General features: G+C 45.9%; 22 protein-coding genes, 1 tRNA gene and 1 pseudogene. 18 read left to right on the top strand and 6 right to left on the bottom strand.

From position 1 onward, the window contains the following. The first annotated feature begins 97 nt into the window (after nucleotides 1-97). From MOX91_RS03145 to ybaK, 3 genes are read left to right on the top strand one after another with little or no spacing between them, the layout of a single operon-like run. Nucleotides 98-1,225, top strand: a complete 1,128-nt coding sequence (locus MOX91_RS03145; RefSeq protein WP_370396622.1) for an efflux RND transporter periplasmic adaptor subunit — start codon at nucleotides 98-100, stop codon at nucleotides 1,223-1,225. Between the two features lie 4 nt (nucleotides 1,226-1,229). Further along, a complete protein-coding gene (locus MOX91_RS03140; protein ID WP_370396621.1) occupies nucleotides 1,230-4,364 on the top strand; it encodes an efflux RND transporter permease subunit in 3,135 nt (1,044 codons plus the stop codon). Next, entirely contained in the window at nucleotides 4,364-4,834 is a 471-nt protein-coding gene (gene ybaK, locus MOX91_RS03135; protein WP_370396620.1) for a Cys-tRNA(Pro) deacylase, read from the top strand. The genes MOX91_RS03140 and ybaK overlap by 1 nt, the downstream gene beginning before the upstream one ends. 63 nt (nucleotides 4,835-4,897) lie before the next feature. Here the strand turns inward: ybaK and MOX91_RS03130 are convergent, their stop codons facing one another. After that, nucleotides 4,898-5,185: a Dabb family protein gene (locus tag MOX91_RS03130; RefSeq protein ID WP_370396619.1), complete on the bottom strand. Its 288-nt coding sequence runs from the start codon at nucleotides 5,183-5,185 to the stop codon at nucleotides 4,898-4,900. 108 nt (nucleotides 5,186-5,293) lie between these two features. On the opposite strand from MOX91_RS03130, the gene MOX91_RS03125 reads away from it, so the two are divergent. Then, nucleotides 5,294-6,667, top strand: coding sequence for a hypothetical protein (locus tag MOX91_RS03125; RefSeq protein ID WP_370396618.1), 1,374 nt, complete (start codon nucleotides 5,294-5,296; stop codon nucleotides 6,665-6,667). A 399-nt stretch (nucleotides 6,668-7,066) separates the two neighbouring features. Here the strand turns inward: MOX91_RS03125 and MOX91_RS03120 are convergent, their stop codons facing one another. After that, a complete protein-coding gene (locus MOX91_RS03120) occupies nucleotides 7,067-8,071 on the bottom strand; it encodes a tyrosine-type recombinase/integrase (protein WP_370396617.1) in 1,005 nt (334 codons plus the stop codon). 780 nt (nucleotides 8,072-8,851) lie between these two features. Between MOX91_RS03120 and ilvN the strand changes: the two genes are divergently transcribed. The 3 genes and pseudogenes from ilvN (at nucleotide 8,852) to hemC (ending at nucleotide 11,440) form a co-directional block, all read left to right on the top strand. Continuing rightward, complete coding sequence (ilvN, locus tag MOX91_RS03115) at nucleotides 8,852-9,349, top strand: acetolactate synthase small subunit (protein WP_370396616.1); 498 nt, start codon at nucleotides 8,852-8,854, stop codon at nucleotides 9,347-9,349. Between the two features lie 27 nt (nucleotides 9,350-9,376). Continuing rightward, nucleotides 9,377-10,486, top strand: a pseudogene (ilvC, locus tag MOX91_RS03110) (ketol-acid reductoisomerase); the annotation flags it as partial. A 102-nt stretch (nucleotides 10,487-10,588) separates the two neighbouring features. Continuing rightward, nucleotides 10,589-11,440, top strand: a complete 852-nt coding sequence (gene hemC / locus MOX91_RS03105) for a hydroxymethylbilane synthase (RefSeq protein ID WP_370396615.1) — start codon at nucleotides 10,589-10,591, stop codon at nucleotides 11,438-11,440. 1 nt (nucleotide 11,441) lies between these two features. Here the strand turns inward: hemC and MOX91_RS03100 are convergent, their stop codons facing one another. Beyond that, nucleotides 11,442-12,086: a phosphopantothenoylcysteine decarboxylase domain-containing protein gene (locus MOX91_RS03100; RefSeq protein ID WP_370396614.1), complete on the bottom strand. Its 645-nt coding sequence runs from the start codon at nucleotides 12,084-12,086 to the stop codon at nucleotides 11,442-11,444. A 127-nt stretch (nucleotides 12,087-12,213) separates the two neighbouring features. Here MOX91_RS03100 and rpsT point away from each other — a divergent pair, with 127 nt between their 5' ends. The 10 genes from rpsT to MOX91_RS03050 all read left to right on the top strand — a co-directional run bounded on the left by rpsT (nucleotide 12,214) and on the right by MOX91_RS03050 (nucleotide 22,069). Beyond that, nucleotides 12,214-12,468 (top strand): 30S ribosomal protein S20, encoded by a 255-nt coding sequence (gene rpsT, locus MOX91_RS03095; RefSeq protein WP_370396613.1) that lies wholly within the window; start codon nucleotides 12,214-12,216, stop codon nucleotides 12,466-12,468. A gap of 42 nt (nucleotides 12,469-12,510) precedes the next feature. Further along, nucleotides 12,511-13,317 (top strand): RluA family pseudouridine synthase, encoded by an 807-nt coding sequence (locus MOX91_RS03090; RefSeq protein WP_370396612.1) that lies wholly within the window; start codon nucleotides 12,511-12,513, stop codon nucleotides 13,315-13,317. A 443-nt stretch (nucleotides 13,318-13,760) separates the two neighbouring features. Beyond that, on the top strand, nucleotides 13,761-14,144 hold the full coding sequence (gene yajC, locus MOX91_RS03085) for a preprotein translocase subunit YajC (protein ID WP_370396611.1): 384 nt from the start codon (nucleotides 13,761-13,763) through the stop codon (nucleotides 14,142-14,144). 2 nt (nucleotides 14,145-14,146) lie between these two features. Beyond that, a complete protein-coding gene (gene secD, locus MOX91_RS03080; RefSeq protein ID WP_370396610.1) occupies nucleotides 14,147-16,735 on the top strand; it encodes a protein translocase subunit SecD in 2,589 nt (862 codons plus the stop codon). A gap of 1 nt (nucleotide 16,736) precedes the next feature. After that, a complete protein-coding gene (gene icd, locus MOX91_RS03075; RefSeq protein ID WP_370396609.1) occupies nucleotides 16,737-17,951 on the top strand; it encodes an NADP-dependent isocitrate dehydrogenase in 1,215 nt (404 codons plus the stop codon). Between the two features lie 113 nt (nucleotides 17,952-18,064). Next, nucleotides 18,065-18,937, top strand: coding sequence for a prepilin peptidase (locus tag MOX91_RS03070; RefSeq protein WP_370396608.1), 873 nt, complete (start codon nucleotides 18,065-18,067; stop codon nucleotides 18,935-18,937). 3 nt (nucleotides 18,938-18,940) lie between these two features. After that, complete coding sequence (locus MOX91_RS03065) at nucleotides 18,941-19,840, top strand: tyrosine-type recombinase/integrase (RefSeq protein WP_370396607.1); 900 nt, start codon at nucleotides 18,941-18,943, stop codon at nucleotides 19,838-19,840. Between the two features lie 2 nt (nucleotides 19,841-19,842). Then, nucleotides 19,843-20,439 (top strand): LOG family protein, encoded by a 597-nt coding sequence (locus tag MOX91_RS03060; RefSeq protein WP_370396606.1) that lies wholly within the window; start codon nucleotides 19,843-19,845, stop codon nucleotides 20,437-20,439. A gap of 117 nt (nucleotides 20,440-20,556) precedes the next feature. Continuing rightward, nucleotides 20,557-21,105 carry a ferritin family protein gene (locus MOX91_RS03055; RefSeq protein WP_370396605.1) on the top strand — a complete coding sequence of 183 codons (549 nt, stop codon included), beginning with the start codon at nucleotides 20,557-20,559 and terminating at the stop codon, nucleotides 21,103-21,105. A 208-nt stretch (nucleotides 21,106-21,313) separates the two neighbouring features. Continuing rightward, nucleotides 21,314-22,069 carry a zinc ribbon domain-containing protein gene (locus MOX91_RS03050; RefSeq protein WP_370396604.1) on the top strand — a complete coding sequence of 252 codons (756 nt, stop codon included), beginning with the start codon at nucleotides 21,314-21,316 and terminating at the stop codon, nucleotides 22,067-22,069. Between the two features lie 124 nt (nucleotides 22,070-22,193). Here MOX91_RS03050 and MOX91_RS03045 read toward each other — a convergent pair. From MOX91_RS03045 to MOX91_RS03035, 3 genes are all read right to left on the bottom strand, one after another. Further along, nucleotides 22,194-22,269: transfer RNA gene (locus MOX91_RS03045), tRNA-Gly, on the bottom strand. A 34-nt stretch (nucleotides 22,270-22,303) separates the two neighbouring features. After that, nucleotides 22,304-22,588 carry an HPr family phosphocarrier protein gene (locus MOX91_RS03040; protein WP_370396603.1) on the bottom strand — a complete coding sequence of 95 codons (285 nt, stop codon included), beginning with the start codon at nucleotides 22,586-22,588 and terminating at the stop codon, nucleotides 22,304-22,306. 112 nt (nucleotides 22,589-22,700) lie between these two features. After that, on the bottom strand, nucleotides 22,701-24,017 hold the full coding sequence (locus MOX91_RS03035) for an OmpP1/FadL family transporter (protein WP_370396602.1): 1,317 nt from the start codon (nucleotides 24,015-24,017) through the stop codon (nucleotides 22,701-22,703). A 381-nt stretch (nucleotides 24,018-24,398) separates the two neighbouring features. Here MOX91_RS03035 and MOX91_RS03030 point away from each other — a divergent pair, with 381 nt between their 5' ends. Further along, entirely contained in the window at nucleotides 24,399-24,734 is a 336-nt protein-coding gene (locus tag MOX91_RS03030; RefSeq protein WP_370396601.1) for an STAS domain-containing protein, read from the top strand. The last annotated feature ends 23 nt before the right edge of the window (nucleotides 24,735-24,757 follow it).

The following is a 24,757-nucleotide window of genomic DNA, read 5'->3' as shown; positions in this document are numbered from 1 at the left end:
AAAAGACGTCCGATTTTTTTCGGACGTCTTTTTTTTATCTCTTGAAAAAAAGTTTTGTCTGTATAACTTTGATTTTAATTAAAAAAGGGAGAGGTATATGTTTTTTGGAAAAACAGCAAAATCAATTTTAATTGTTTTGTGCGCAGCGTGCTTCGTTTGCGCATGTAAAAAAGGCGGAGATTCCGCCCCCGCCGAAAAGCGCGTCCGCGAGGTCGTCGTAATGACGCCGCAAAAGCGGGCTTTGGAAATTTGGGATAAATACACCGCCCGAATAGAGGGGCAGAAGAGCGTCCAAATAAAGGCGAGGGTAAACGGCTATCTCGAAAAAATACTCTTTAAAGACGGCGCAAAGGTCAAGGAAGGCGACATCCTTTTTGAAATAGATTCGCGCCCGTTCGAGGCGGTCGTAGAGGCTCAGTCTGCCGCGATTGACGAAATAAAAACCCGCATCGAGCTTGCGAAGTCAAATTTGGAGAGGGCAAAGGAGCTTTTGGAGGTCAACGCAATTTCGCGCGAAGTTTACGAAACCCGCCTTTCGGAGTTAAAGTCTCAAAACGCAAAGCTCTTGATGGCGGAGGCGAATTTGCGCAAGGCGCGCCTCGATTTGGAATTTACAAAAGTGCGCGCCCCCATTTCGGGATACGTCAGCCGCAGGTATGTTGACGAGGGGAATTTGGTTGAAGATTCAAAGACAATGCTTGCCGATTTGGTTTCGCGCGACGTCGTTTACGCTTATTTTGAAGTCAGCGAACGCGACATCATAAGGTATAACGACAGCGGCTTGCTCGCCGATTTGAACGCGGGCAGGATTGAAAATTTGCCGGTAAAGCTCTCTTTGATGGACGATAAAAATGCGCGCGCCTTCGGCAAGCTCACCTATGCCGACAACAAGCTCGAATCTTCGAGTCTTGAATTTCGCGCGGAAATCGAAAACAAAAATTCCGACTTGTACCCCGGAATGTTTGCGGAGCTTGAACTTCGGGCGGGCGAACCGCGCGAAAAGCTCTTGATTCCCGAAGCCGCGATTGGTACTGACTTGGTTGGCAGGTTTGTGTATATTGTCGATTCGGACGACATCGTAAGGTACAGAAAGCTCTCTGTCGGCGAGCTTGTTGGAACCGACAGGGTTATAGAGGAAGGATTGGGCGAGTCCGACAGGGTGGTTGTAAACGGCATCCAGCGCGCGGCAATCGACACAAAGGTAAAACCGATTTTAAAGAAGTAGGCGTATGAAATTTTCGCACTTTTTTATTGAAAGGCCGATATTTGCAAGCGTCATATCGATTTTGATTGTAATTGTCGGCGCAATCAGCTTTTTCAGGTTGCCAATCACGCAGTATCCAAACATCGTTCCGCCGTCGATTGCAATATCGACAAAATATGCGGGGGCTACTCCCGAAGTAATAATGGACACGGTTGTCGCTCCCATTGAGCAGGAAGTAAACGGGGTCGAGCACATGCTTTACATATCGAGCCAGTGCGGCGCGGACGGCACGGTTACGATAGACGTTACTTTTGAAGTCGGAACAAGCATCGACATTGCTCTCGTGCAAGTTCAAAGCCGCGTTTCAAAGGCGGAATCGCGCCTGCCGAAGGAAGTTCGAGACTTGGGCGTCACAGTGCGCAAGCGTTCGCCTGATATGCTTGTTTTCATCAATTTGATTTCCCCCAAAGGCACGCGCGACAAGCTTTATCTTACCAACTACGCCATAACGCAAATTCAAGACCGCCTTTCCCGCGTGTACGGCGTAAGCGAATTCAGCGTTTTCGGCGCAAAGGAATATTGCATGCGCATTTGGATGAATCCCGAAAGGCTGGAAGCCTTGGATTTGTCGGCGGAACAGGTCGTGAATGCAATTCAGGAGCAGAACAAGCAGATAGCTCCCGGCAAGCTCAATGCTCCGCCCCTTGCCACCGGTGCGCCTTTCGAGCTTATGATAAACGCTCAGGGCAGGCTTCAAACGGAATCGGAGTTTGAAAACATCATCGTAAAGAGTATGCCAAACGGCAGGATTGTGCGCCTAAAGGACGTTGCGCGCATTCAGCTTGATTCTTATTTGTACGGCAATGAAACTTACATAAACAGCAAAAGCACCGTCTCTATGGGCGCGTACCAGCTTCCCGGCTCAAACGCTGTTGAAACAGCCAAGGCGTTGAGGCGCGAAATGGAGGAAATCAAGAAGGAATTTCCCGCAGACGTCGATTATTTGATAGGGCAGGACACGACAGAGTATATTTCAGAATCAATTTCAAAAGTCTATTCCACGATATTTGAGGCGGTTTTGCTTGTAGTATTTGTCGTAATGGCTTTTTTGCAGAATTGGAGGGCGGCGGTCATTCCGCTTTTTGCCATACCCGTTTCGCTCATCGGCACGTTTTTTATGATGTATGCCTTCGGGTTTTCCATAAACAATTTGACGCTTTTTGGGTTGGTTTTGGCAATCGGGATTGTCGTTGACGACGCCATTGTGGTTGTGGAAAACGTTGAGCGAAACATGAAACTTGGCTTGAAGGTCAAAGATGCCACAAAACAGGCAATGACCCAGGTGCAGGGGGCGTTGATTGCCATTGTGCTTGTTCTTTCTTCTGTATTTCTTCCGACCGCGTTTTTGGAGGGCATTTCGGGGCAGTTTTACAGGCAGTTTGCGATGACAATCGCTTCTTCCACGATAATTTCGGGCATAGTGTCCCTTACGCTCACTCCCGCCCTTTGCGCCGCAATGCTGACTGAAAGCGATGCAAAGCCCGACTTTTTCACTAAGATTTGGAATGCGACGCTTGGCAGGTTTTTCGCGCTCTTTAACCGAGGCTTCGATTTCTTCGCTCGGAAGTACGGCGCGTTTGTCGCAAGAATTGTGCGTTTCGGATTTATTGCGATATTGCTTTACGCATTGCTTTTATACGGAACATTCGAGCTTTTCAGCATCACTCCCAAAGGATTTATTCCCAAGCAGGACCAGGGTGTGCTTTCCGCTGCCATACAGCTTCCTGACGGCGCAAGTTTTGAGCGCACTGAGGAAGTCGCAAAAAAAGCGGGCGAGATTGTTATGGGCATAGACGGCGTGAAATACACCCTCGCAGTTGCGGGCAGGCACGGTTCCAACAATACCATGGTTTCAAACGCCGCAAAGCTTATCATAAATCTCGGCGACCGCGCAATGCGCGACAAAAAGGGATTGAGCGCGGACAAGATTTTGCATACTGCGCGCGTCCTTTTGGACGAGCAGATTATGGAGGCGGACACGAAGATGATGACGCCCCCTCCCGTTCGCGGCATAGGTTCGGGCAGCGACTTCAAGTTCCAAGTGCAGGACAGGGTCGGATTTGGCATAGCAGAGCTTGAAAAATACACGAAGATTTTTGTCGAAAAAATAAACGAGACACCGATGGTTTCTCAGGCTTTCACAAGCTATACTATTTCAAATCCGCAGCTCTTTGTGGATATAGACCGCACCCGCGCCCAAAAGCTGAATGTTCCCATATCTTCGATTTTCAGCACAATGCAGTACAACTTGGGCTCGATTTATGTAAACGACTTCAATTTGCTTGGCAGAGTTTACAGAGTCGTGGCGCAGGCGGACGCATACAGCCGAAAGGATATTTCGGATATTTACAGGCTGAAAGTCCCGAACGAGCAGGGCGAAAATGTTCCGCTTGGCTCGCTTGTCAAAGTAAAGAGAATAATCGGACCCGACCGCGTTATGCGCTACAACCTTTACACGAGCGCGGAAATTCAGGGAAATCTGAATGCGGGGTACAGCACAGGGCAGGTGATTGAATATGTCGAGGCTCTCGCAAAGGAAGTTTTGCCCGAAGGCATGGGCATCGAGTGGACCGACATCGCTTATCAGGAAAAGCGCGCGGGCAACACTTCAATGTACATTTTTGCCCTTTGCGTTGTTTTCGTATTCCTGCTCCTTGCGGCTCTTTACGAAAGCTGGACTCTTCCGCTTTCGGTAATTTTAATTGTGCCCCTTGTGCTTTTGTTCGCGATAATGGGCGTTTATCTGCGCGGAATGAACAACAATCTTATGACGCAAATCGGCTTCATCGTTCTGATAGGGCTGGCTTGCAAGAACGCGATTTTGATTGTCGAATTTGCCCACCAGCGCGAGATGAAGGGCGAGGAAATCGCAAGCGCGGTAAGCAACGCTTCGAAAAACCGCCTGAGGCCGATTATAATGACTTCGCTTGCGTTCATCTTGGGCGTTGTTCCTTTGGCGTTCGGGCATGGCGCGGGTTTTGAGCTGAGGCAGGCTTTGGGGACTTCCGTATTTTTCGGAATGATTGGCGTTACGGTTTTCGGGTGCGTGTTCACTCCGATTTTCTATTATGCAATAAGGAGCATAGCAAGAAAGGCTTGATGTCGGAGCAAAAAACAAATGCAATGCGCCTTCTCGACTCCAAAAAAGCCGACTACAAAGTTTATGACTACACAAAATTCCCAACGACAAACGGGGAGGAAGTAGCCGCGGTTTTGGGGCAAAATCCAAACCGCGTCTTCAAAACTTTGGTTACTGTTGGCAAGTCGGGGAAAAATTATGTGTTTATGCTTCCCGTCAACGCCGAACTCGATTTAAAAAAAGCGGCATTGGCGGCGAAGGAAAAATCCGTTGCCATGCTTAAAAGCCGCGACCTTCTGCCGCTTACGGGCTATGTTCACGGCGGTTGCTCTCCAATCGGAATGAAAAAGCTTTTCAAAACTTTCATCCATTCTTCCGCGCAAGATTTCGACGCTATTATTTTTAGCGGAGGGCGCATTGGCTGGCAGATTGAAACAAGTCTTGCGGAAATTCAAAAGCTTGTGCCGTTTACGCTCGCAGATATTGTTTGATAATGCCGAGTTTTTCTGTTCTGCATTAAAAAACTTCCAAGAAAATCTTGGAAGTTTTTTTTGCTATCTTATGTCGAAAACTTGGACTTTCACTCCGAGCCGTTTCAGGCAGTTTTCGTTGAAATCCAAGTGGATTGGGTGGTTCATGTAGGCATCGACATTTTCCTCTTTCATGGTGACTACGATTGCGCATGCAAATGTGTCGTCAACCACAGGGCGCAGGCTTGGAATTGGAATTCCGCAGACAAAATTTTCCGCAGTCCCTATTTCTTCGAGTTTTTTTGCGCCTGCCAAGACTTCCGCTTTGTCGGCGTCGTTTTTTGTTCTGAATATTACAACGTGGGTTACCATATTACTTCCTTTTTTTTAAATGTTTTAATATTAGTCCGATTTATTTACGAGTAAAGTTTTTAATATAAATCTTGTAAGTCGGGCATTTTTATGGTTTTATTCATTGCGATGAAAAGGTCTAAAATATTATCTGTTGCAACGATGGTTGCAGCTGTTTTTCCGAGTTTTTTGCTTGCGCAAACTTCGGCGGACATCGAAAACGCGCGCCAAGCGGCATGGAGCGGCTTGGATGCTTACAATGCGGCTTACCGCAAAATAGAATCGGCGGGGTCGATTATAGGCGACCTTTTTGAAAAGCAGGCTTCCTCTTGGCTTAAAGCAAAAGATTTGGACAGAAAGTTGAAACGCCAAAATTCCCAGCTTGCGGAAATTGAATTGAGCGTAAAGGCAATATCGGAAAGTTTTGAGAAGGACAAAAAATTTCTTGAAAACGTAAACGGAGACTTGAAGTCGGCTTCCGAGATTTTCGCGTTGGCGCAAAACCGTTTTGAGTTTGCGGACAAAATAAACGCAAAACTTAACGACCTCGCCGCAAAAAACCCGGGAGACAGGTATCAGGATAGGAATTACGGCAATTATCTTTCAAACAACTATTTAAGCGCAAAAGAAGAATTCAAGCAGGCGCAAAACCGCATCACGCGTCTTCTTGTCGAATCCGACATCGCAAATCCGCGCATAAGCGGAATTTCAAGCATGATGGCTCTTTCTCGTTCCTTCTTGAACAGGGCGGAGGACGAAATTAAAATAAACAGTGAAAATCTCGCGTCGCTTTCTTCCGAATACAAGGCATTGGAGGCGGGCGCGTTTGAAAATCTGAAAGAGTTGAATTTGTCGGTTGAAAAACTGCGCAGTGTCAAGATGAATTTCTTGTCGGAATACATGAAGCTTCTTTCAGTAATGGGCTCGCAAGATAGGATATTTAAGGAAAATCCCAACATGAAAAATATTTATGTCGAGCATATCGGCAAGATGTCAATAAAGCCCGACTATAACGCCTTTGAAGCCGCGTACGCCAATGCTAATTCCTTTGGGAGCGCGTCCAATTCGGACGAAGTTGCAAGAAGCGCAAGCCATGACACCTTAAAAAAGGCAAAAGCGCTCTCCTCTTCCGTAAAATTCGACAATGTAAGGGTTGAATTTTTGGAAATAGGCAAAAACTTGTCAGACTTGACCCGCGAAATCGAGGAAGCTACAATGCTTTTAAACGCGGTTGCCGACGAGGCTGAAAGCACGATAGTAAGCATTCGCGACTTGGAAGCTTCGGCAAAGGCTGTTTTGCAAAAATCCATAAGCCTTTCCACAAACGCCCAACTGTTAAATTCCGACATCGCGATTTATAAGAGCGATTTGGCAGTGATTACTGCGCAGTTTGAAGTTTCCATCGCAAACATAAAAACGATGCTTGGCAATTTCGTTTCCGACTGCAATTTGTGCTCTGAAAAAACTTCGGAAATAGAAAACTTGCTTTCCGATTCCAAGTAGTGGGTATAAATTTAAAACCTTTGAAAACCGCCTGAAAAATGGCGGTTTTTTATATTTAAAAAAACGCTTGGCTTGTATTTTGTAAAAACGGTAAAATGTTATGAAAAGTTTTTGATTGTCTTTTACGATTCGATTTCGGCGCGGTTTGTTTTTTGCGACCCACGAAAATGAAACTTTAAAAAAGCATTCATAGCTTTGCATTACATATCCTGATTTTTCGAAAACTTCCAAGGATAGTTTGAGGGCAATGCGCAAAATGATTGCAGGTCGTTTTTGCGGCATGGACGACTTCATAAAATACGAAAATTCAAAAATGTTTGAAGCGAGATATTTTGGCTTCGGTCTGGAAACGCGAAAATCCGTATCTTGCGGCTATTATGAACACGGGGATTCATTCTTTCATTTTTCGCTCCAGAATTTTTTTGCGGAGGCGATGGTTATGCCCCTTAAATTTATGTATCTGAACCTTAAAAGCGATTTGTCGCGATGCCCCATTTCGCTTTGCAACTTGTCGAGGTTTTGAAAGTGCTTGAAGTGGTAGGATGCGAATGTGTGCCTCAGGACGTCTTGCACCCATTTGTCTTTAAAGCCCGCTTCTTCGCGCACGGTTCTCCATCTCTTGTTCCAATTTCTGGGGCATATTGAAGTTTCGGGGCTTGCGCGGCATTTTTTCAGGATTCCTTGCAGGGGAGGGTATATCGAAACATGCCTTGCTCCTCCTGTTTTGCTGCTTTTGGGTGTTATTGTGATTACGTTTTCGGTAAAATCAACGTCTTTCCATTTAAGCCTTGCCACTTCGTGGGGGCGTATGCCTGCGTAGAGCATTATCGAGACTCCCGCGAGGCAGTCGGGGTATTCTTTTGCCGATTTCATGAGTTTTGAAATTTCGTCAAGGGTCAGCGGGCGTATTTCTTTTTCAAAAACTTTCTTTTTGCGGATTTTTTTTACGGGATTTTTTTCCGCCCAGTCGTTTTTTATGGCAAATTCAAACAGCCCGTGCAGCATTATGCGCGCCTTGTTGAATTGGCTTGGAGATTTAAACGCGCGCTCCAAGTATTTTTCGCACTTCGGCGCGCTGAGAATAGATATGGGCATATTTGATATGTCTGTTTTTTTTATTAGAAACATTCCGAGCGATTTTATGTCGGAAACGGATTTTTTTCGCAGATGGTTTTTGGATTTTAAGTATTCCGAAAGCGCGGATTTAAATAGTTTGCTTTGCGGCGGTTTTTGGCATTGGTCTATCGCAATGTCAATTATCTTGCGGCAGAATTGTTTTCTTTTTGCGGGGCTTTCGCAATCGGGCGCGTAATCCAAAATATTTAATACCATTCTTGCGGCGTCAATTAGCGATATGCCGCTGTTTTCGAGCAATTTATAAGCTGTTGTTATGTCTGATTGCATTGCGTATTGCTAATACGGATGTCAAGAAATATCGAGATTTTGGTGTATTGGAGAGATATTTGGCTGAATGTCCGCGCGAATATGTTTGTTGAATAAATGATAAAGAGCAAAACGATAGCAAGTTAAGAAAATCAAAAAAATCCGTATTAGCAATACGCGTATTTCCCGTATAAATCAGCTGCGATAAACGCGTTGGGGGTTGGGAAGTTAAGAATTTTTTTGCCGAAAAAGAAATATGTTAAATTTGCATTTAGACGGAGGGTTTGGGGCTTGGTTCGTTGGAATTGCGGTGGTCTGCCTGTGCTTTGCCTGCATATTCTTTTTTTTGTGTTTCAGATTTTACAAGTTGAATTTTGACCCCGCCGAAAATTCAGAAATAGAGAACAACGGCTTTTTAAGATGCTTTCTGTGCTGCTTGTTTTAATGGGAATCATTTTTGCGTTTTGCGCTTACAGTTTGATTTTGTTTGTGTAATTTCTTCTTATAGTCAATAAAACGAGCGGGGGCGGGCGAAAGCCTGCTTCCGTCTTTTTTTGCGCTCCGCCGTTATATTTGCGCGCAAAATTTTCCCAAAAGTTAAATAATTGGGAAACAATGTATGAAATGATAAAAAATCGCGCGTTTGCAAGAATGAACTTTTTTGCGTGGCATTCTTGCGGAAAAATATCTTGACAGGCAATTTATGCGGGTATTAACTTTCTTATTTTATATTTATTAAACATCATTTTGAAATGTTGTGCGCGCATTTCCGAATGGTTTTTATTCTAACTTTAAGATTTTATGAAACACACCATTTCCGCTTTGGTAGAAAATAAATTTGGCGTTCTCGCGAGGGTTGCGGGAATGTTTAGCGGCAGAGGTTTTAATATTGAAACTTTGAATGTCGGGCCCGTAGAGGGCGGAAAGTTTTCCCGCATCACTGTGACGGTGAGGGACGGCAACCATAGCGTGGACCAGTGCGTAAAACAGCTTTCAAGGCTTGTGAACGTAATAGAGGTCAAGGATTTTTCAAGCTCTTCGGCATTTGTTGCAAGGGAGCTTGTCATGGTAAAGGTCAAGGCAAATTCGCAAACCCGCGCGAATATTGTCGAAATCGCGGATTTGTTCAGGGGTAAGGTTATCGATGTCGAGCCCGACTCGCTGATTATCGAATGCACGGGCAATCCGAATAAAATTCTGGCTTTTTTGAACATGATAGAACCTTTCGGGCTCTTGGAGATGGCAAGAACCGGAAATGTCGCTTTGGAGCGCGGCAAGCTCGCGCGCGGAGACGATTAATTTCAAACCAATACTAAATACAAAAAAGGATATAAAAATATGCCTGCAAAAGTATATACGGAAAAAGACGCTGATTTGGGCGTTTTAAAAGGTAAAACATTGGCCGTTATCGGCTACGGCTCTCAGGGCCACGCGCATGCGCTCAACTTGAAGGAAAGCGGCTGCAAGGTCATCATCGGCCTCTATCCGCAGAGCAAGTCTGTGGAAGTTGCAAAGGCTCAGGGCTTTGAAGTTTATCCGACAGCAGAAGCGGTCGAAAAGGCTGACGTAATTATGATTGCCGCTCCCGACATGAAGCAGGCCGACATTTACGAAAAAGACATCGCCCCGAACCTCAAAAAGGGCAAGACTCTTCTTTTCACGCACGGTTTGGCAATCCATTCCGGCATGATAAAAGTTCCCGCAGGCGTAAACGTAATCATGGTTGCCCCGAAGGGTCCCGGTCATGAAGTGCGTTCGCAGTTTGTTGAAGGCAAGGGCGTTCCCGCTCTCATCGCTGTTTACCAAGGCGGCACGGCTGCCAAGAAAATCGCTTTGGCTTGGGCAAAGGGTATCGGCGGCGCTCGCGCGGGCGTTATCGAAACAACATTCAAGGAAGAAACCGAAACCGACCTCTTCGGCGAACAGGCTGTTCTTTGCGGCGGCGTAAGCGCGCTCATCAAGGCAGGTTTTGAAACATTGGTCGAAGCGGGATACAAGCCCGAAATGGCTTACTTTGAATGCTGCCACGAATTGAAGCTCATTTGCGACCTCATCGTCGAAAAGGGCATTTCAGGCATGCGTTTCTCCATTTCCGAAACCGCAAAGTACGGCGACATCACACGCGGCCCGCGCGTAGTGACGAAGGATACCAAGAAGGCAATGAAGCAAATCTTGAAAGAAATCCAGACCGGAAAATTCACAAAGGAATGGGTAAAGGAATACAAGGGCGGCTTGAAGAACTACAACAAGCTCTTGAAGGAAGGCGAAGAACATTTGATTGAAAAGACCGGCGAACGTTTGCGCAGCCTCATGCCTTGGGTTCCGAAGCGCAACATCAAGGGCGCTCAGGCGGCTTACGCAATGGCGTCTGTTGCAAAAAAAGCTCCTGCCAAAAAAGCTTGCGCAAAAAAATGCGCGTGCAAAAAGAGCAAGTAAGCCTTTTTTAATTTTTAACGAAAATCCAAGCTCCGCGCGGGCTTGGATTTTTTTGTTTTATTGGTTTGAAAACTTTGCCGCGATTATTGTAGTCTGTAAAAAATGAAGAAAATTTTTAAAGTCGCCACCCGCACAAGTCCGCTTGCGATGAAGCAGGCGGAAATGGCGGTCGAATACTTTTCGCGGAAGATTAAAAATTCGGCATACGAAATTTTGCCTTTCAAGACGCTGGGCGACAAGAAGCTCGAATGGTCTCTTGAAAAAGAGGGCGGCAAAGGGCTGTTTACAAAGGAGCTTGAAGACGCACTTTTAAGCGGGGAAGCCGATTTTGCGGTTCACAGCGCAAAGGATATGCCGGTTGTTTGCCCCGAGGGGCTTGCCGTTGCCGCTTTTTTGCCGCGCGACGACGCCCGCGATGTTTTTATCTCGAAAATTCCCTCCCCGAAGGTAATTGCGACCGCAAGCCCGCGCAGGAGGGCGCAGTTAAAAAGAATTTTTCCCGACGCTGAGTGGACGCAAATCAGAGGCAATGTCGGCACGAGGCTTGGTAAAATCTGCGGCGGGCTTGCAGACGCCACCATGCTTTCAGCTGCCGGCTTGGACAGGCTCGGCATAAATTCTTTTGAGGGCTTGAAGTTTGAAAGGCTCGATTTCTCAAGGTGCGTTCCCGCCGTCGGGCAGGGCGTGATAGCCATAGAATGCAGGGTTGACGACGCTCCGTTTTTCGGGCAGTTTTCGCACCGACCCACATCTATTGCGGTGCGCCTTGAACGGGAGTTTTTAAAATCGCTCGGCGGAGGCTGCCAAGCTGCGTTCGGCGCGAATTTCGACGGCGGAATTTTCAGGATTTTCCACGAAAAGACTTCCTACGCGGAATATGATTTTACCAAACTTTCTTCTTTTGAAGAAATGCTTGAAAAAGTCCGCGAAATCGCGCTCGGGATTTTAAAATAAATCAGCTGAAAAATTTTTCGCTTAAGATTTTGACAAGCTTTTGCGCAAGCTCGTCCTTTGTTCCGCGCTCCAAGTTAATGGTTTCGCCATTTCTGAAAATGAGCGATATTTCGTTGAAGTCGGAGGCAAACCCCGCGTCTTTTCTTGAAACGTTGTTTGCCGCGATTGCGTCCAAATTCTTTTCTTCCAGCTTCTTTTTTGCGTAGGAAGCGATGTCGTTTGTTTCGGCGGCAAAGCCTATTAGAATTTGGCGGTTTTTGGATTTTGAAAGGGTTTTTAAAATGTCGGGCGTCTGCTCGAATTCAACAAGCATTTCGAGGTTTTCCTTTTTGACTTTTTGCGCGGATTTTACTTTCGGGCGCATGTCGGAAACTGCGGCAGTCATTATGAGGATATCGCAAGCGGGAAAACGCGCAGACGTTTCGCGTAGCATGTCTTCGGCTGAAATTGCCGAAACAATCTCAATCCCATCGGGCAATGGGGCGGATACTGCGCCCAAAACAAGCGTCGTTTCCCAGCCCGATTTTTTGCAGGCTTTTGCAATGGCAATCCCCATTTTCCCCGTTGAGGGATTGCTGATAAAGCGTACGGGGTCGAAATATTCGCGCGTTGCTCCCGCGGTTATTAAGCACTTGATTTGCCTCATGAAAAAGAGCAAATATCGTAAATAATTTGAAGTAAAGCAATTTTTGTCTAAAAAATGATGAAATTTGCGTTGACAAGTTTTGTTTTGGCTCAAATATATACTACCTTTAATATATTTATAAAAGAAGATGGCAAACAAGAAATCATCACAAAAAGACATTCGTAAAACGGCAGCCCGCACATTGCGCAACCGCACGGTGCGCAGCCGTATCAAGACTTTATCTAAGGCTGCGGCGAAAGCGGAAGGCGCGGAAGCCATTAAGGCAAGCGGCGCGGTTTTGGCGTCTGCCGTTGATAAGGCTGTTAAAAAGGGCGTTGTTCACGCAAACAAGGCGTCGCGCATTAAGAGCCGTGTTGCAAAGGCTTTGAACGCCGCAAAATAATAGCAGAAAACTGCTTCTATTTGCGCCACTCGCAAGCAGCCTGTGGCGTTTTTTTATCAAATGGCGGGTTTTGAAAAGCTTGGTTTCCCCGAAGGGCTTTTAGGAGAAAAGCCTGTCCGCCTTGATGTGCTTGAATGCAGGGCGGGGAAGTTTGTCGCGGTAAACAAGCCTTCAAATGTTTACCTCGAAGCGGACGGAATTGCCGAAAATCCTTTGACCATAATTGCGGGGATAAAGGCGCAGGCGGGCAAGAAAGAGTTTGAACGCCTCGGAATGGAAAGCCCCTATGCCGTGTTTGCGACCGACCCCGAAATATCCGGAGTGGCATTGATTGCCTCGAACAAGGAGTCGAGCGACGAGCTACGCAATTCTTTCGGCTCAGGGCTTTTCGAGTTCGAGTTTGAGCTTTTGAGCGAAAGACCCTATGGCAAAGTCGAGGAAATCGTGGATTTGCCTTTGATCCGCCACGAAAGCAAGCCGCGCGCGATAGTTTCGCATCGATTTGGCAAGAAGTGTCAAACTCGTTTCGAGCTCAAAGAGGATTTTGGAGAGTGGCAGCTTTGGTCTGCGAAGACGAATTTCTTGCGCTGGCACCAGATAAGAATTCACGCCGCCGAGGCGGGGCTTAGAATGGTTGGAGACGATACTTATGTCAGGGTGCGCAAAATATATTTGTCGAGGTTGAAGCGCGGGCAGTTCAAGGGCGAAGAGCTTGCGCCGATATACGATAATCTCGCCATTCATCTTTCAAGGCTTTCCTTTCCGTGCGGCGGCGAAAAAATAGAAGTTTCGGCTCCGCTTCCAAAGGGTTTTTCGGTTCTTTTAAAGAAAATCAAAAACAGGTATTAAAACGCTCCGCGCAGAAATGTGCGGTTTTTTTTATGCTTTGTGTGCGAAGGAGGGAATCACAATTCTTCTCAAAAGGCGGATTGGCTTTCAGCGGAAGGCTTTCGTAAATCGGCGCAAATTCAAGTTTCAGAAAGCCCAAATTTTGAATGAAAACTGTTTGGCAAGTTGCCCTTGCTTTCGCCGATGAAAGCTTCAATGTCTTTTTAGCATAAAAACGGCGATGGCGTTCTGCAAAAATTTATTTTTTCAAACAATAATTTTGACTTTCTATCAGGCGGAGTTTGGGTATGCCAAAATTATGCTTCTTCTTGGTGGCGGTTTGTAGAAAAATTGCATAAGTCCTTTGTTTTTTGTGAGATTTTTGCTTGCAAATACCCTGTTTTTTAAGATTAAATGGCGGGAATTGTTTTTTAGTTTTTTTACGGAAGGCATTTTTTTATTTTATGAATACGATATATACAATTCTTGCGCAGGCAGGCGATGCTGCTTCAAGCGCGACAACCGAACAAGCTGCACAAGGCGGAAGCTTTCTTCAAAGCCCAATCGTCATTATGCTTTTATTCTTGGGCGCCATGTATTTCTTTATGATTGCGCCGCAAAGAAAACGCCAAAAGCAGCATGAGCAGATGCTTAACAATTTGCAGACGGGCGATGAAATCATAACCATCGGCGGCATCTACGGCAAAATCACAAACAAGACCGACAAGACTTTCACAATCAAGGTTGCCGATTCAACGAAAATCGAAATTTTGAAAAATGCGGTGTCTTCAAAAGTTGAAGGCTCGGCAAACGGCGAAGCTCCCAAAAACGAAGAAATCCAAAAGTAATCATGAAAGGTAAAATAGCTTGGAAACTTGTCTTGACCGTCCTTGTTTTGGCTTGGGCGGTTTCGGCAATGGTGCCGTTTACGGACACCCCGTTTGAAACTTACATCGCAAACCGCGCGACCAAAAACGCCGACGAGTTTGCAAATATATTGAAAGAGGCAGGGAAGCGCGTCGATCCCGTAAACTACAAGAAAGACCCGACAAAGTCTTCCACTCTTTACACTGCAATCACCGAATACGCCAACGAAAACAAAATCGACCTTTCCAAGTATTTTGACGTAAACGTATCCGATATTAAAATTTTAAAAAAGCGCAACGATGTCTTGATAAGGGAGCTTTACCGCCAAAGCAAGTCGTCTTTGAAAAAAGGCTTGGACTTGGCGGGCGGCGTGTCGTTTACTCTTGAAATCAACGAGGACGAACTGCTTGACGACATGTTTTCGCGCAAGGGTCAGCTTGAAGACGTGGTGCGCGTTCTCGACAGCCGCATAAACGGCTTGGGCGTAACAGAGCCGAGCATTCGCGTTGTCGGCTCAAACGCAATCGAAGTCCAGATGCCCGGTGTTTCTCTTAAAGACAATCCCGAAGCCGTCGAAGAGCTTTCGCGCCCTGCGCGACTCGAATTCAGGCTTGCGCATCGCAGCATTCTTCCGAGCAGCGCGAATGCTCCGAAGCGCGAATGGCCGATTGGCTACGAGCTTTTGGTTGAGGAAAATGCCGCCCGCGACGGTTCAATAATCGAAAAACCTCTTTACATCAAGAAGTGCGCTGAAGCTCTTGGCGACATCATCGACCATTCGGGAGTTTCGATGGACGATGCAGGCAGGTTTTCAGTAGGTATGGACTTCACAAGCGAAGGCTCGAAAAAGTTTGAGGAAATCACGAGGAAGATTTTGGCGAAAGACGCGAAATACGCGGGTTCTGCAAATGAATACGAGCAAAAACAGCTTTTGGCAATCGTCCTTGACGGCAAGCTCATGAGCGCGCCGCGCATCATTTCCGTAATCAGCGACAGAGGCTCCATCACGGGAGATTTCAACCAGCGCGAAGCCTTGGAGCTTGCAAACGCCTTGAACAATCCTTTGAAAGTCGGGCTTAACCGCACTTCCATGAACGAAGTCGGGCCTTCCATGGCGGAAGGCGCGCGCAACTCATCTTTGATGGCGGGCGCAATCGGTGCGGGGTTGGTACTGCTTTTCATGGTGCTTTACTATCGCGGAATGGGCATTTTGGCAATGATTACGGTTGCCGCTAACATCGTGTTTATTTTGGGCACTTTGGCAAGCTTTGGTGCAACGATGACTTTGCCCGGCATTGCCGCTTTGGTTTTGACAATAGGCATGGCGGTTGACGCAAACATTCTCATATTTGAAAGAATGCGCGAAGAGCTGAATGCGGGCAAAAGCATGTGGAATTCTTTGCAGGCGGGCTATGAAAAAGCTTTTTCAACTATTGTTGACGCGAATTTGACCACTCTTCTTACGGCGGTGATTTTGTGGAAGCTTGGCACAGGTCCCGTCAAGGGATTCGGCGTTACATTGGCAGTCGGCATTTTGGCGACTCTCTTCTGCGCCTTAATCTTCGGCAGGGCGTTATGCGAAATCGTGATTTCGCTCGGATGGTTCAAAAACTCGTTTAAATGGAAGCTTATCGGCGAAACAAACGTTGACGTGATGAAGCACTTTAAGTCTATGTTCATAGCTTCCTGGCTTGTGATTTTGTGCGGCGTTATGGCGGTTGCGTACCGCGGAGACAAGTGCGTAAGCATCGACTTCACTGGTGGCGAAATGCAGACTTTGAGCTATGCCGAAAAGCTTTCGGTGGGCGACATAACTTCCGTTTCAAACGATACGTTGGGCGAAGTTCAGGCGTCTTATCAGAAAGACTTGGCTACCGGCAACGAAATCTTGACCGTCCAGACGGAAACAGGCAAGGGCGAGGCGGTGTTTGAAGCCTTGAAGGCGAAGTATCCGCAAGCTGATTTGAAGCTTGTCGGCAAGGAAAGCATAGGCGCGTCCGTAAGCTCCGACATCACGAAAAATGCCGTAATATCGCTTCTTTTGGCGTTTGGCGGAATACTGCTTTATGTGGCTTTGCGCTTTGAAATCGGTTTCGGCGTCGGTGCGGTTGTTGCTCTTGTGCACGATATTTTGATGGCAATAGGTCTGTATGTAATATTGGGAATGTTCGGCATCGGCTCGGGGCTTTTCTCCGCTCCGATGATTGCCGCAATCCTGATGACGGTTGGCTATTCGATTAACGATAAAATCGTCGTTTTCGACAGAATCAGGGAAGAGTTGCCGCTCAACCCCGCGATGTCGCTTTACGACGTAATCCGAAAGTCAATCAACAAGACTTTTGCAAGAACGATTTTGACTTCTGTTACGACATTCTTTGCGGCTCTCGCCTTGTTTGTGTTCGGCACGGGCATCATCAAAGACTTCTCTTTGATATTCCTCTTGGGCATCATAACAGGCACTTTCTCTTCTATATTCATTGCAAGCCCCGTGTTTTACGCATGGCACAAGGGCAAGCGCAAGAACGTAGAGGCCGCGCAAGACATGGAAATCAAGCACGAATGGGAAGAATAATATGGCTGAAAAAATTACAATTTGTGGCGGAAAATTAGTTGTTCCGAACAATCCGATTTTGCCTTTCATTGAAGGCGATGGCACGGGCCCTGATATTTGGAGGGCATCGGTCAGGGTTTTTGACGCGGCGGTCGAAAAAGCTTACGGCGGTTCAAAAAAAATAGAATGGCTCGAAGTTTTGGCGGGCGAAAAGGCTTTCAACAAAGTCGGTTCGTGGCTGCCTGACGAAACTTTGACCGCGTTCAAAGAATATTTGGTCGGCATAAAAGGGCCTCTCACAACTCCGATTGGCGGCGGCATACGCTCTTTGAACGTGGCATTGCGCCAAGAATTGGACCTCTATGTTTGCCAACGTCCTGTCCGCTATTTTAACGGAATTGAAAGCCCCGTAAAGCGTCCCGATTTGGTCGATATGGTGATTTTCCGCGAAAACACCGAAGACATTTACGCGGGGATAGAGTTTGAATTCGGTTCGGAAGACGTTGCAAAATTAAAGGACTTTTTGAAGCGCGAATTTCCCGCAAAGTTCAAAAAAATACGCTTTCCCGAATCTTGCGGCATAGGCGTAAAGCCTGTCTCGAAAGAAGGCACTCAGCGTTTGGTTAGAAGCGCGATTGAGTATGCGGTTTCGCAGGGCAGAAAGAGCGTTACTCTCGTTCACAAGGGCAACATAATGAAGTTTACCGAAGGCGCGTTCCGCGACTGGGGCTACGAAGTTGCATTGAAGGAATTCGGAGCGGAAAAAATCGACGGCGGTCCGTGGTGCAGGCTTCCGAACGGGATTGTGGTAAAAGACGTCATAGCCGACGCTTTCTTGCAGCAAATTTTGACGCGCCCCGCGGAATACGACGTGGTTGCCACTTTGAATTTGAACGGCGACTATATTTCCGACGCGCTTGCCGCGCAGGTCGGTGGCATCGGCATTGCGCCAGGGGCAAACATAAATTATGTTTCGGGGCATGCTATATTTGAAGCCACGCACGGAACTGCGCCGAAGTATGCAAACCTCGACAAGGTAAACCCCGGCTCTCTCATCCTTTCGGGTGAAATGATGTTCAGGTATTTGGGCTGGAACGAAGCCGCAGACCTGCTCGTCAAGGGCTTGGAAGGCGCGATTGGCGCGCGCACCGTTACATACGACCTTGCGCGCCTCATTCCAAATTCCACGGAGCTTAAATGTTCGGAATTTGCCGATGCAGTAATTGCGAAAATGTAGTTTGGCTCTTTGTTTAAATTTAAAGGCGCGCATTAAAAAGATATTTTTTGCGCGCCTTTTTTGTGTTCGTAAAAATGCTTGCAATTATCAAAAAATAATTGCAATATGAAATTATGTTGGAAAATATTGAACTTGCCGCTTCCAATATGCCGTGGCTTTTCTCGGCATTCTTTTTTGTTTTTGGGGCGTGTGTCGGCAGTTTTTTGAATGTCTGCATATACCGCATACCCGAAGGGAAGTCTATAATTTCCCCTCCATCGCATTGCAAATGCGGCGCGAAAATCAAGTGGCATGACAATATTCCGATTTTAAGCTGGTTTATTTTAAAGGGCAGGGCGCGGTGCTGCCATGAGCCGTTTTCTTTCAGGTATCCTTTTGTTGAAACTTTGTGCGCGGTTGTGTTTGCATGTATTTGGAATTTCTTTCCGATGGCGCAGGCGTTTGCGTATATGTTCTTTTTCGCGCTGATGGTTGTGGTGAGCTTTATTGACATAGACTGCATGGAGCTTCCCGATTTGCTGACGGTTGGCGGGTGCGTTGCGGGGGTTGTCGTTTCTTTTCTTGTCCCGCAAATACATGTTAAAGACGCCATGGAAGGTGCGCCGTTTTTGTTTTACGCGATAAAAAGCGCGCTTATTTCCGTGATAGGAATTGCCGTTTCAACCGGTTTTTTATATTGGTTCAGGCTGTTGGCGGAGTACGTTTTTAAACGCGAAGCGATGGGCGAGGGCGATGTCGTATTGATAGGTTGCATCGGCGCGTTTTGCGGCTGGCAGGGAGCGATTTTCGCTATTTTCGGAGGTTCTTTAATCGGCTCTTTGATTATGATTCCGATAATAATCTGGTTTAGAATTTTTGTGCGAAGAAAAAAAATAATGGAAACAATTCCATACGGACCGTGGCTTGCCATAGGAGCCGTCGTTTATTTGTTTGTTCAGAAATATGTCGATTTCTATTTTGAGGGCATAAAGGCGATATTCTTTTGACATATGAAGGCGGGAGCAGAGTTTGACGATTTTTTAAATCGGATAGGCAGGCAACGCAGATATTCAAAATACACTTTGCGCAACTATTCCAAGTCGGTTTTGGAATGGTATGATTGGCTTGGCTCAAATGAGATGTTCTCAGGGGACATTTTTTCCGTTCCGAGAATTTTTGCGAAGAATTACATCGCATATCTCTCTCAAAAAGTGTCGCGCACGACTCTGCACAACAAGATTTCAGCTCTTCGCACTTTCCACAGGTTTTTGCGCGAGGCAAAAGGCGCGAAGGAAAATCCGTTTGCTTCTCTTCCGCTTCCCAAAATGCGCAAGGACTTGCCGGTATTTTTGAATCCGATACAGGTCTCAAAACTTTTGTCCGCCCCGTGGGAGTACTTCAAGGAAGGCAAAATAAAGCATTTTGAAGCAGTGCGCGACGCTCTTTGTCTGGAGTTTTTGTACGGCGCGGGGCTTCGCATAAGCGAGCTTTGTTCGTTGAAATTTTCCGACATAGATTTCAGCCGCGCAACCGCGAGGGTTTTGGGCAAGGGGCAGAAAATCCGTCTTTGTCCGTTCGGCAAAAACGCATTGGAGCTTTTGAAAATTTGGAAAGAAGAGTATTGCGCGGGCAGGGCGCAGGGCGACTTTATTTTGTTTTGCGAAAGCGGAATGCAGATTTATCCGCGTTTAATCCAGCGCAATTTGAAAAATTATTTGGTTGAAGCAGGTTTGCCCGCGAATATCACGCCCCACAAATTGCGCCATTCTTTTGCGACGCATTTGGTTGACGAGGGTGTCGATTTGCGTTCGCTTCAAGAAATGCTTGGGCATTCCAGCCTTTCCACGACCCAGATTTACACCCATTTGAGCACCGCGCATTTGAAGCGCGAACACGGAAAGCTGTTCTGATTATGCAAGGCGGAAAATTGAAAAAAATCGCGGTTTATTGCGGGGCGTCAGGCGGCTCCGATGCCTTTATTTCGGCGGCGCGGGACTTCGGGAAAATCTTGGCGCGGGAAAACGTTGAGCTGATTTATGGAGCTGGCAGCGTGGGGCTTATGGGCGCGCTTGCAGACGGAGTTTTGGAAAACGGAGGCTCTGTTACGGGCGTTGTTCCGCGGCAGTTTTCACGGGAAGTCGTCCATCAGAATTTGACGCGGATAATTTATACAAATTCAATGGGCGAGCGCAAAAAAATCATGCTTGATCTTGCCGACGCAAACGTGGCTCTTGCGGGAGGCTTCGGAACTCTTGACGAAATTAGCGAGGCTCTGGTGCTTTTGCAGCTCGGCGCGTCAAACTCTCCTTGCGGATTTCTAAATACGAACGGCTTTTACAACAAACTTTTTGACTTCTTTAAAAACGTCAGGAAAGAGAATTTTTTGTCAGAAATTCATTTTGACATGGCGTTGAAAGACGAAAATCCTAAAAGGCTTCTTGAAAAACTCTCTTCATATAAACGCCCCGAAGAAAAGCTCTATTGGGATAATTTTCAAAAAATTAAATGAAAATGAAAATTATTATTGATTCTATAAAAAATTTATTTTAACTTTTCTTTTTAAATTTAAGGGAAAATTCTCTTGAAGCAAAAAAATATTTTCAACACTAATCAAATAAGGAAAAAAATGAAAAAGACAGTATGTTCAATCTGCGGATATGTATTTGAAGGCGAAGTTGCGGACGTTTGCCCGCAATGCAAGGCTCCCCGTTCGAAGTTCATCGAAAGGGAAGAAAACGCAGGCTTGGTATGGGCTGACGAACACCGCATCGGAGTCGCAAAAGGCTTGGACGCGGAAGTAGTCGAAGGCTTGAGGGCAAACTTCATGGGAGAATGCACCGAAGTCGGAATGTACCTTGCAATGAGCCGCCAGGCGGACAGGGAAGGCTACCCCGAAGTTGCCGAAGCATACAAGCGCATCGCGTTTGAAGAAGCGGAACACGCGGCGAAATTCGCGGAACTCTTGGGCGAAGTGGTAGAACCTTCAACAAAGGCAAACTTGGAAGCGAGAGTTGCGGCCGAACACGGCGCGACGGAAGGCAAGCTTATGATTGCAAAACGCGCAAAGCAGCTCGGCTACGACGCAATCCACGACACAGTGCATGAAATGTGCAAAGACGAAGCCCGCCACGGTTGCGCATTCCAAGGTCTCTTGAACCGTTACTTCTCAAAGTAAATTTCACGCGCAATTTAGCGCAATGTTAGCTTGTCAGACAAAAGCCTTTCGCAAATCGAAAGGCTTTTTTGCTTTAAAAATAGCATTTTTTTGTAAATTATACAGTATGTTGTTTATATTAGCGCGATAAAAGTTAAAATAGGCTTAAAGCGGTTCGCAAAAAAATAGAAGCGGCTAATTTATATTGCAAAAGTAAAAAAGAAAAATAATGGCAATAATTAAGTGTTTTGAATGCGGAAAAGATGTTAGCGACAAGGCAAGTTGTTGCCCTCATTGCGGCTATGATATTGCCGCGCATCTTTACAACACAATGCCGCAACTTGAACTTGATTTAAATATCGGGGGCGTCGTTGATGGCGCATATTTGGTAGTAGATGTTTTAGGAGAAGAAAAGCAGGTAAATTTAATTTGTCATACGCATGGGCTTTCGATATCTGACTTGGAGTTAAAAGACTTGCAGATAATACCCTTTTCGCACGTTATAGATTTGGGTGTTTATTATCACAACTATATCGAAGACGATTTTCTTCAGCATCAAAGGAGCGTTTCTTTTTTGAGGCTTGAATATTGGAATTGGAAAACAAAAAAACGCACAATTTTGCGTTTTTCAGTGGCCGATAGAAAAAGTATTTATGTTAAAGCCGAAGAAGCGCATAAAGCGTTTGTCAATTATTACAAAGACGCAGTTTTTAAATCAAGCAGCACAGAAGCCGAAAAAATCGCCCCTGCTGTTTTTGTTCGCGAATACATCGAAGAATACAAACATAAAGTAGAAAAAGCAGAGATCGGTTGCTGTTTGTTTTCAGTAATTTTTATTTTGCTATTGCTTTTTCCGATATGTATGGGCGATAACCATGATAGTGTTATATCGGGAATTTGGGTTGTTTTGTTTTCGCTATGCTTGATTGTTATATTTTTTCTTGTTTTATATACAATAAATTGTTTCTTCTCAAAATATAGCTGACAAAAAAATATTTATTAAAATCGTGCATCGATATATCGGATTGTTGTTTTTTGCAGCTACTCTCAAACCCTTTGTTTATCAACAAAAAAGCCCGCAAACGCTCTTGTTTGCAGGCTTTTTTTAATGGAGCGGGCGGTGGGGGTCGAACCCATAACCTCAAGCTTGGGAAGCTCGCGCTCTGCCAATTGAGCTACGCCCGCATTAAAAATTTTAAATAAAAATTAAACTTAAAAATTATTCTTCGTCAAACTTGCGCTTAAACAAATCTTCGATTTCATCAAGCATCGGTTTTGCCCCTTCGCCGCATGCCACAAATTTTATCGAGGAGCCTTTCCCCGCCGCAAGCATCATCAACCCCATGATGCTCTTGCCGTTTACTTTTTCCCCGTCCTTTTCAACGACAAGTTCCGCGCCCGAATATTTGTTTGAAGCGCGCACAATCTTTGAGGCGGGACGGGCATGTATGCCCATCTTGTTTTCAACGGTCAGTATTTTTGTGGCTTGTTCTGTTGAGCTCATAATTTTTAAAAGTACATAATTGGCTATGCCTTATTTTTGGTCAAGCAAAAAGTTAGGCATGGCTTTGTAAAACGCGCCCGAAACAATGTCAGGCGCGTCGTTTAATTTTATTCTACCACTTTACGCCGACTTGCATCGAGACAACGTGTGCGCAACCGTCGTAATAGCCTTTGATGGTTGAAGACGAGTATGCGTGGTTTTGCGTGTTGTTGATGTTTGCGTCGTCAAAGAAGATGTGCATGTAGGCAAGGTCGAAATTCATGTTGCCGATTTTGTATCCCAAGCCGCAGGTAGCCCAAATTCTGTTTGTGTCGGGGACACGTACGGTTCTGAATTTTGCGTTTCTTACGGGGCTTTGGTCGAAAGCAGCTCCTATGCGCAAAGTGAGGTCTTTGTTCCAGTCGGGCTGGTATGCGGCGCCGACGCTTGCCCTGTGGGTGTTGCGCCAGTTTTCTGCGGTATGGTGGATTAAGCCGCCTGCGTCGTTAGTTATGTCGAGATCTTTGAAGCTGCTCCACCAAGTGAATGTGTATGCCGCCATAACCGTAAACTGATTCCAGAAATCGTCTTTGAATTTGTAAGACGCGCCCAGGTTCAAGTTTGACGGCAAGTTAAGCTTTGCGGCGGCGGATTGTCTGTTAAAAATGCCGAACATCGGGTTTGATGTTGTGACATAGCCTTCGATATCATGCCGGATTTGGTAGCGGTATGAAATGCCGAAGCGGCCTGTTTCCAAAAACTTTACGGTTGCGCCTACGTTGAAGCTGCCGCTCCATCCCGAACCGTCAACTCTCGTTCTTGCGTCTATTCCGCCTGCGGGCAATGGCAATCCGTTCTGCGGGATAAATGTGTACGATGTAAGCTCAGCGTGGATATAGTCCGCCGAAGCCCCTACTGAAAGCGAGAGCCAGTCGTTTACCTTGTAGGCGAGGGACGGATTTATCTGTATGGTTTGGATATCGCTGTTTACGCCGTCATATCTGCCGATGAAGTTGCTTTCTTCGTCATATTGTGTCGCAAGCCCGAAGGGGGAAGTAATTGAGAGAGTTCCCGCAAATCTTTCGCCGAATTTTCTTACGTAATAGGCGTTTGGAACTACCGCCAGCTTGCCCGCATTGTCGTTGATGCCGGGAGTCGGAATGTTTGTTCCGGGTTGGTATGGGCTTGTATGGGTTGCCGTGACGTGCGACTTCATTTCGGGATAGATGATTGAAATCGCGACATCTAATTTGTTTTCGCTTTCTACAAAAAACGCAGCCGACGGATTCCAATATGCCGCGGTTGCGTCGTTGTTGGTGTTTACCACTGCTCCTGCCAATGCGGTGCCGAGGTTTGATGCGCCTTGCTCCAAAACTTGAAAGCCTGATGCCCAAGCTTTGACACACGAAACAAACATCGCCAACGCGATTAGTATATTTATTTTCTTCATATTATGAACTTTTGTTGTTAGTGTTTGCTTGCATTCACTGAATGCAAAATTTTAAAAGGATACAAAAGTTGCCGAAAAACAATAATTTGAAAAGAAAAAACCAACAAAAAGCTCAAAAAAATTTAATATTTTGCAAAAAAAGCCGATTTTTAAGCTCATTTTAAAAGGAAACGCGGCAATCCTGTTTTCGTCATGATGAAAAATCGGAATTGCCGCGCGCCGTTTATAACAGATTTAACAAATTTTGCAAAATCTGGCACACTAACCTGCTTTTTTCGACATATGAAATTCGCAAAAGTTCCGAGAAAATTTTTACGGATGATTTAAGTTGCATTTTTCATTATTTTTCTAAAATATTGCCTTAAATTTGAAAGGTTTTTTATGACGATAGACATTGAAAAAGTAAACGATATTTGCGTCGCCGCGTTGAAAGGGCGTTTGGATGTCATAACATCGGCGGAATTGGACGGCGCGCTTGACGGCTTGATTTCTTCGGGGGCGAAAAAGGTTTTGTTTGATTTGAGGGAGCTTGACTACATCAGCAGTGCGGGCTTGCGCTCTCTTTTGTCGGCGGCAAAGAAGCTGAAAGCAGTTGACGGCAGGATTGCGCTTTCTTCATTGAACTCGAATGTTGCTGAGGTTTTTAAAATTTCGGGTCTTTCCGCGTTTTTTGACATACGCGACTCAAAAGACGATGCTCTTTCGGTTTTGGCGTAAAATTTTACTTTCAATGCCATTTT

It is taken from the genome of Intestinicryptomonas porci, from assembly GCF_033971905.1.
In the GTDB taxonomy this organism is placed as follows: domain Bacteria; phylum Verrucomicrobiota; class Verrucomicrobiia; order Opitutales; family Intestinicryptomonadaceae; genus Intestinicryptomonas; species Intestinicryptomonas porci.
Note: the sequence above shows the minus strand (reverse complement) of the source record. Positions and strands in the feature narration are given on the sequence as shown.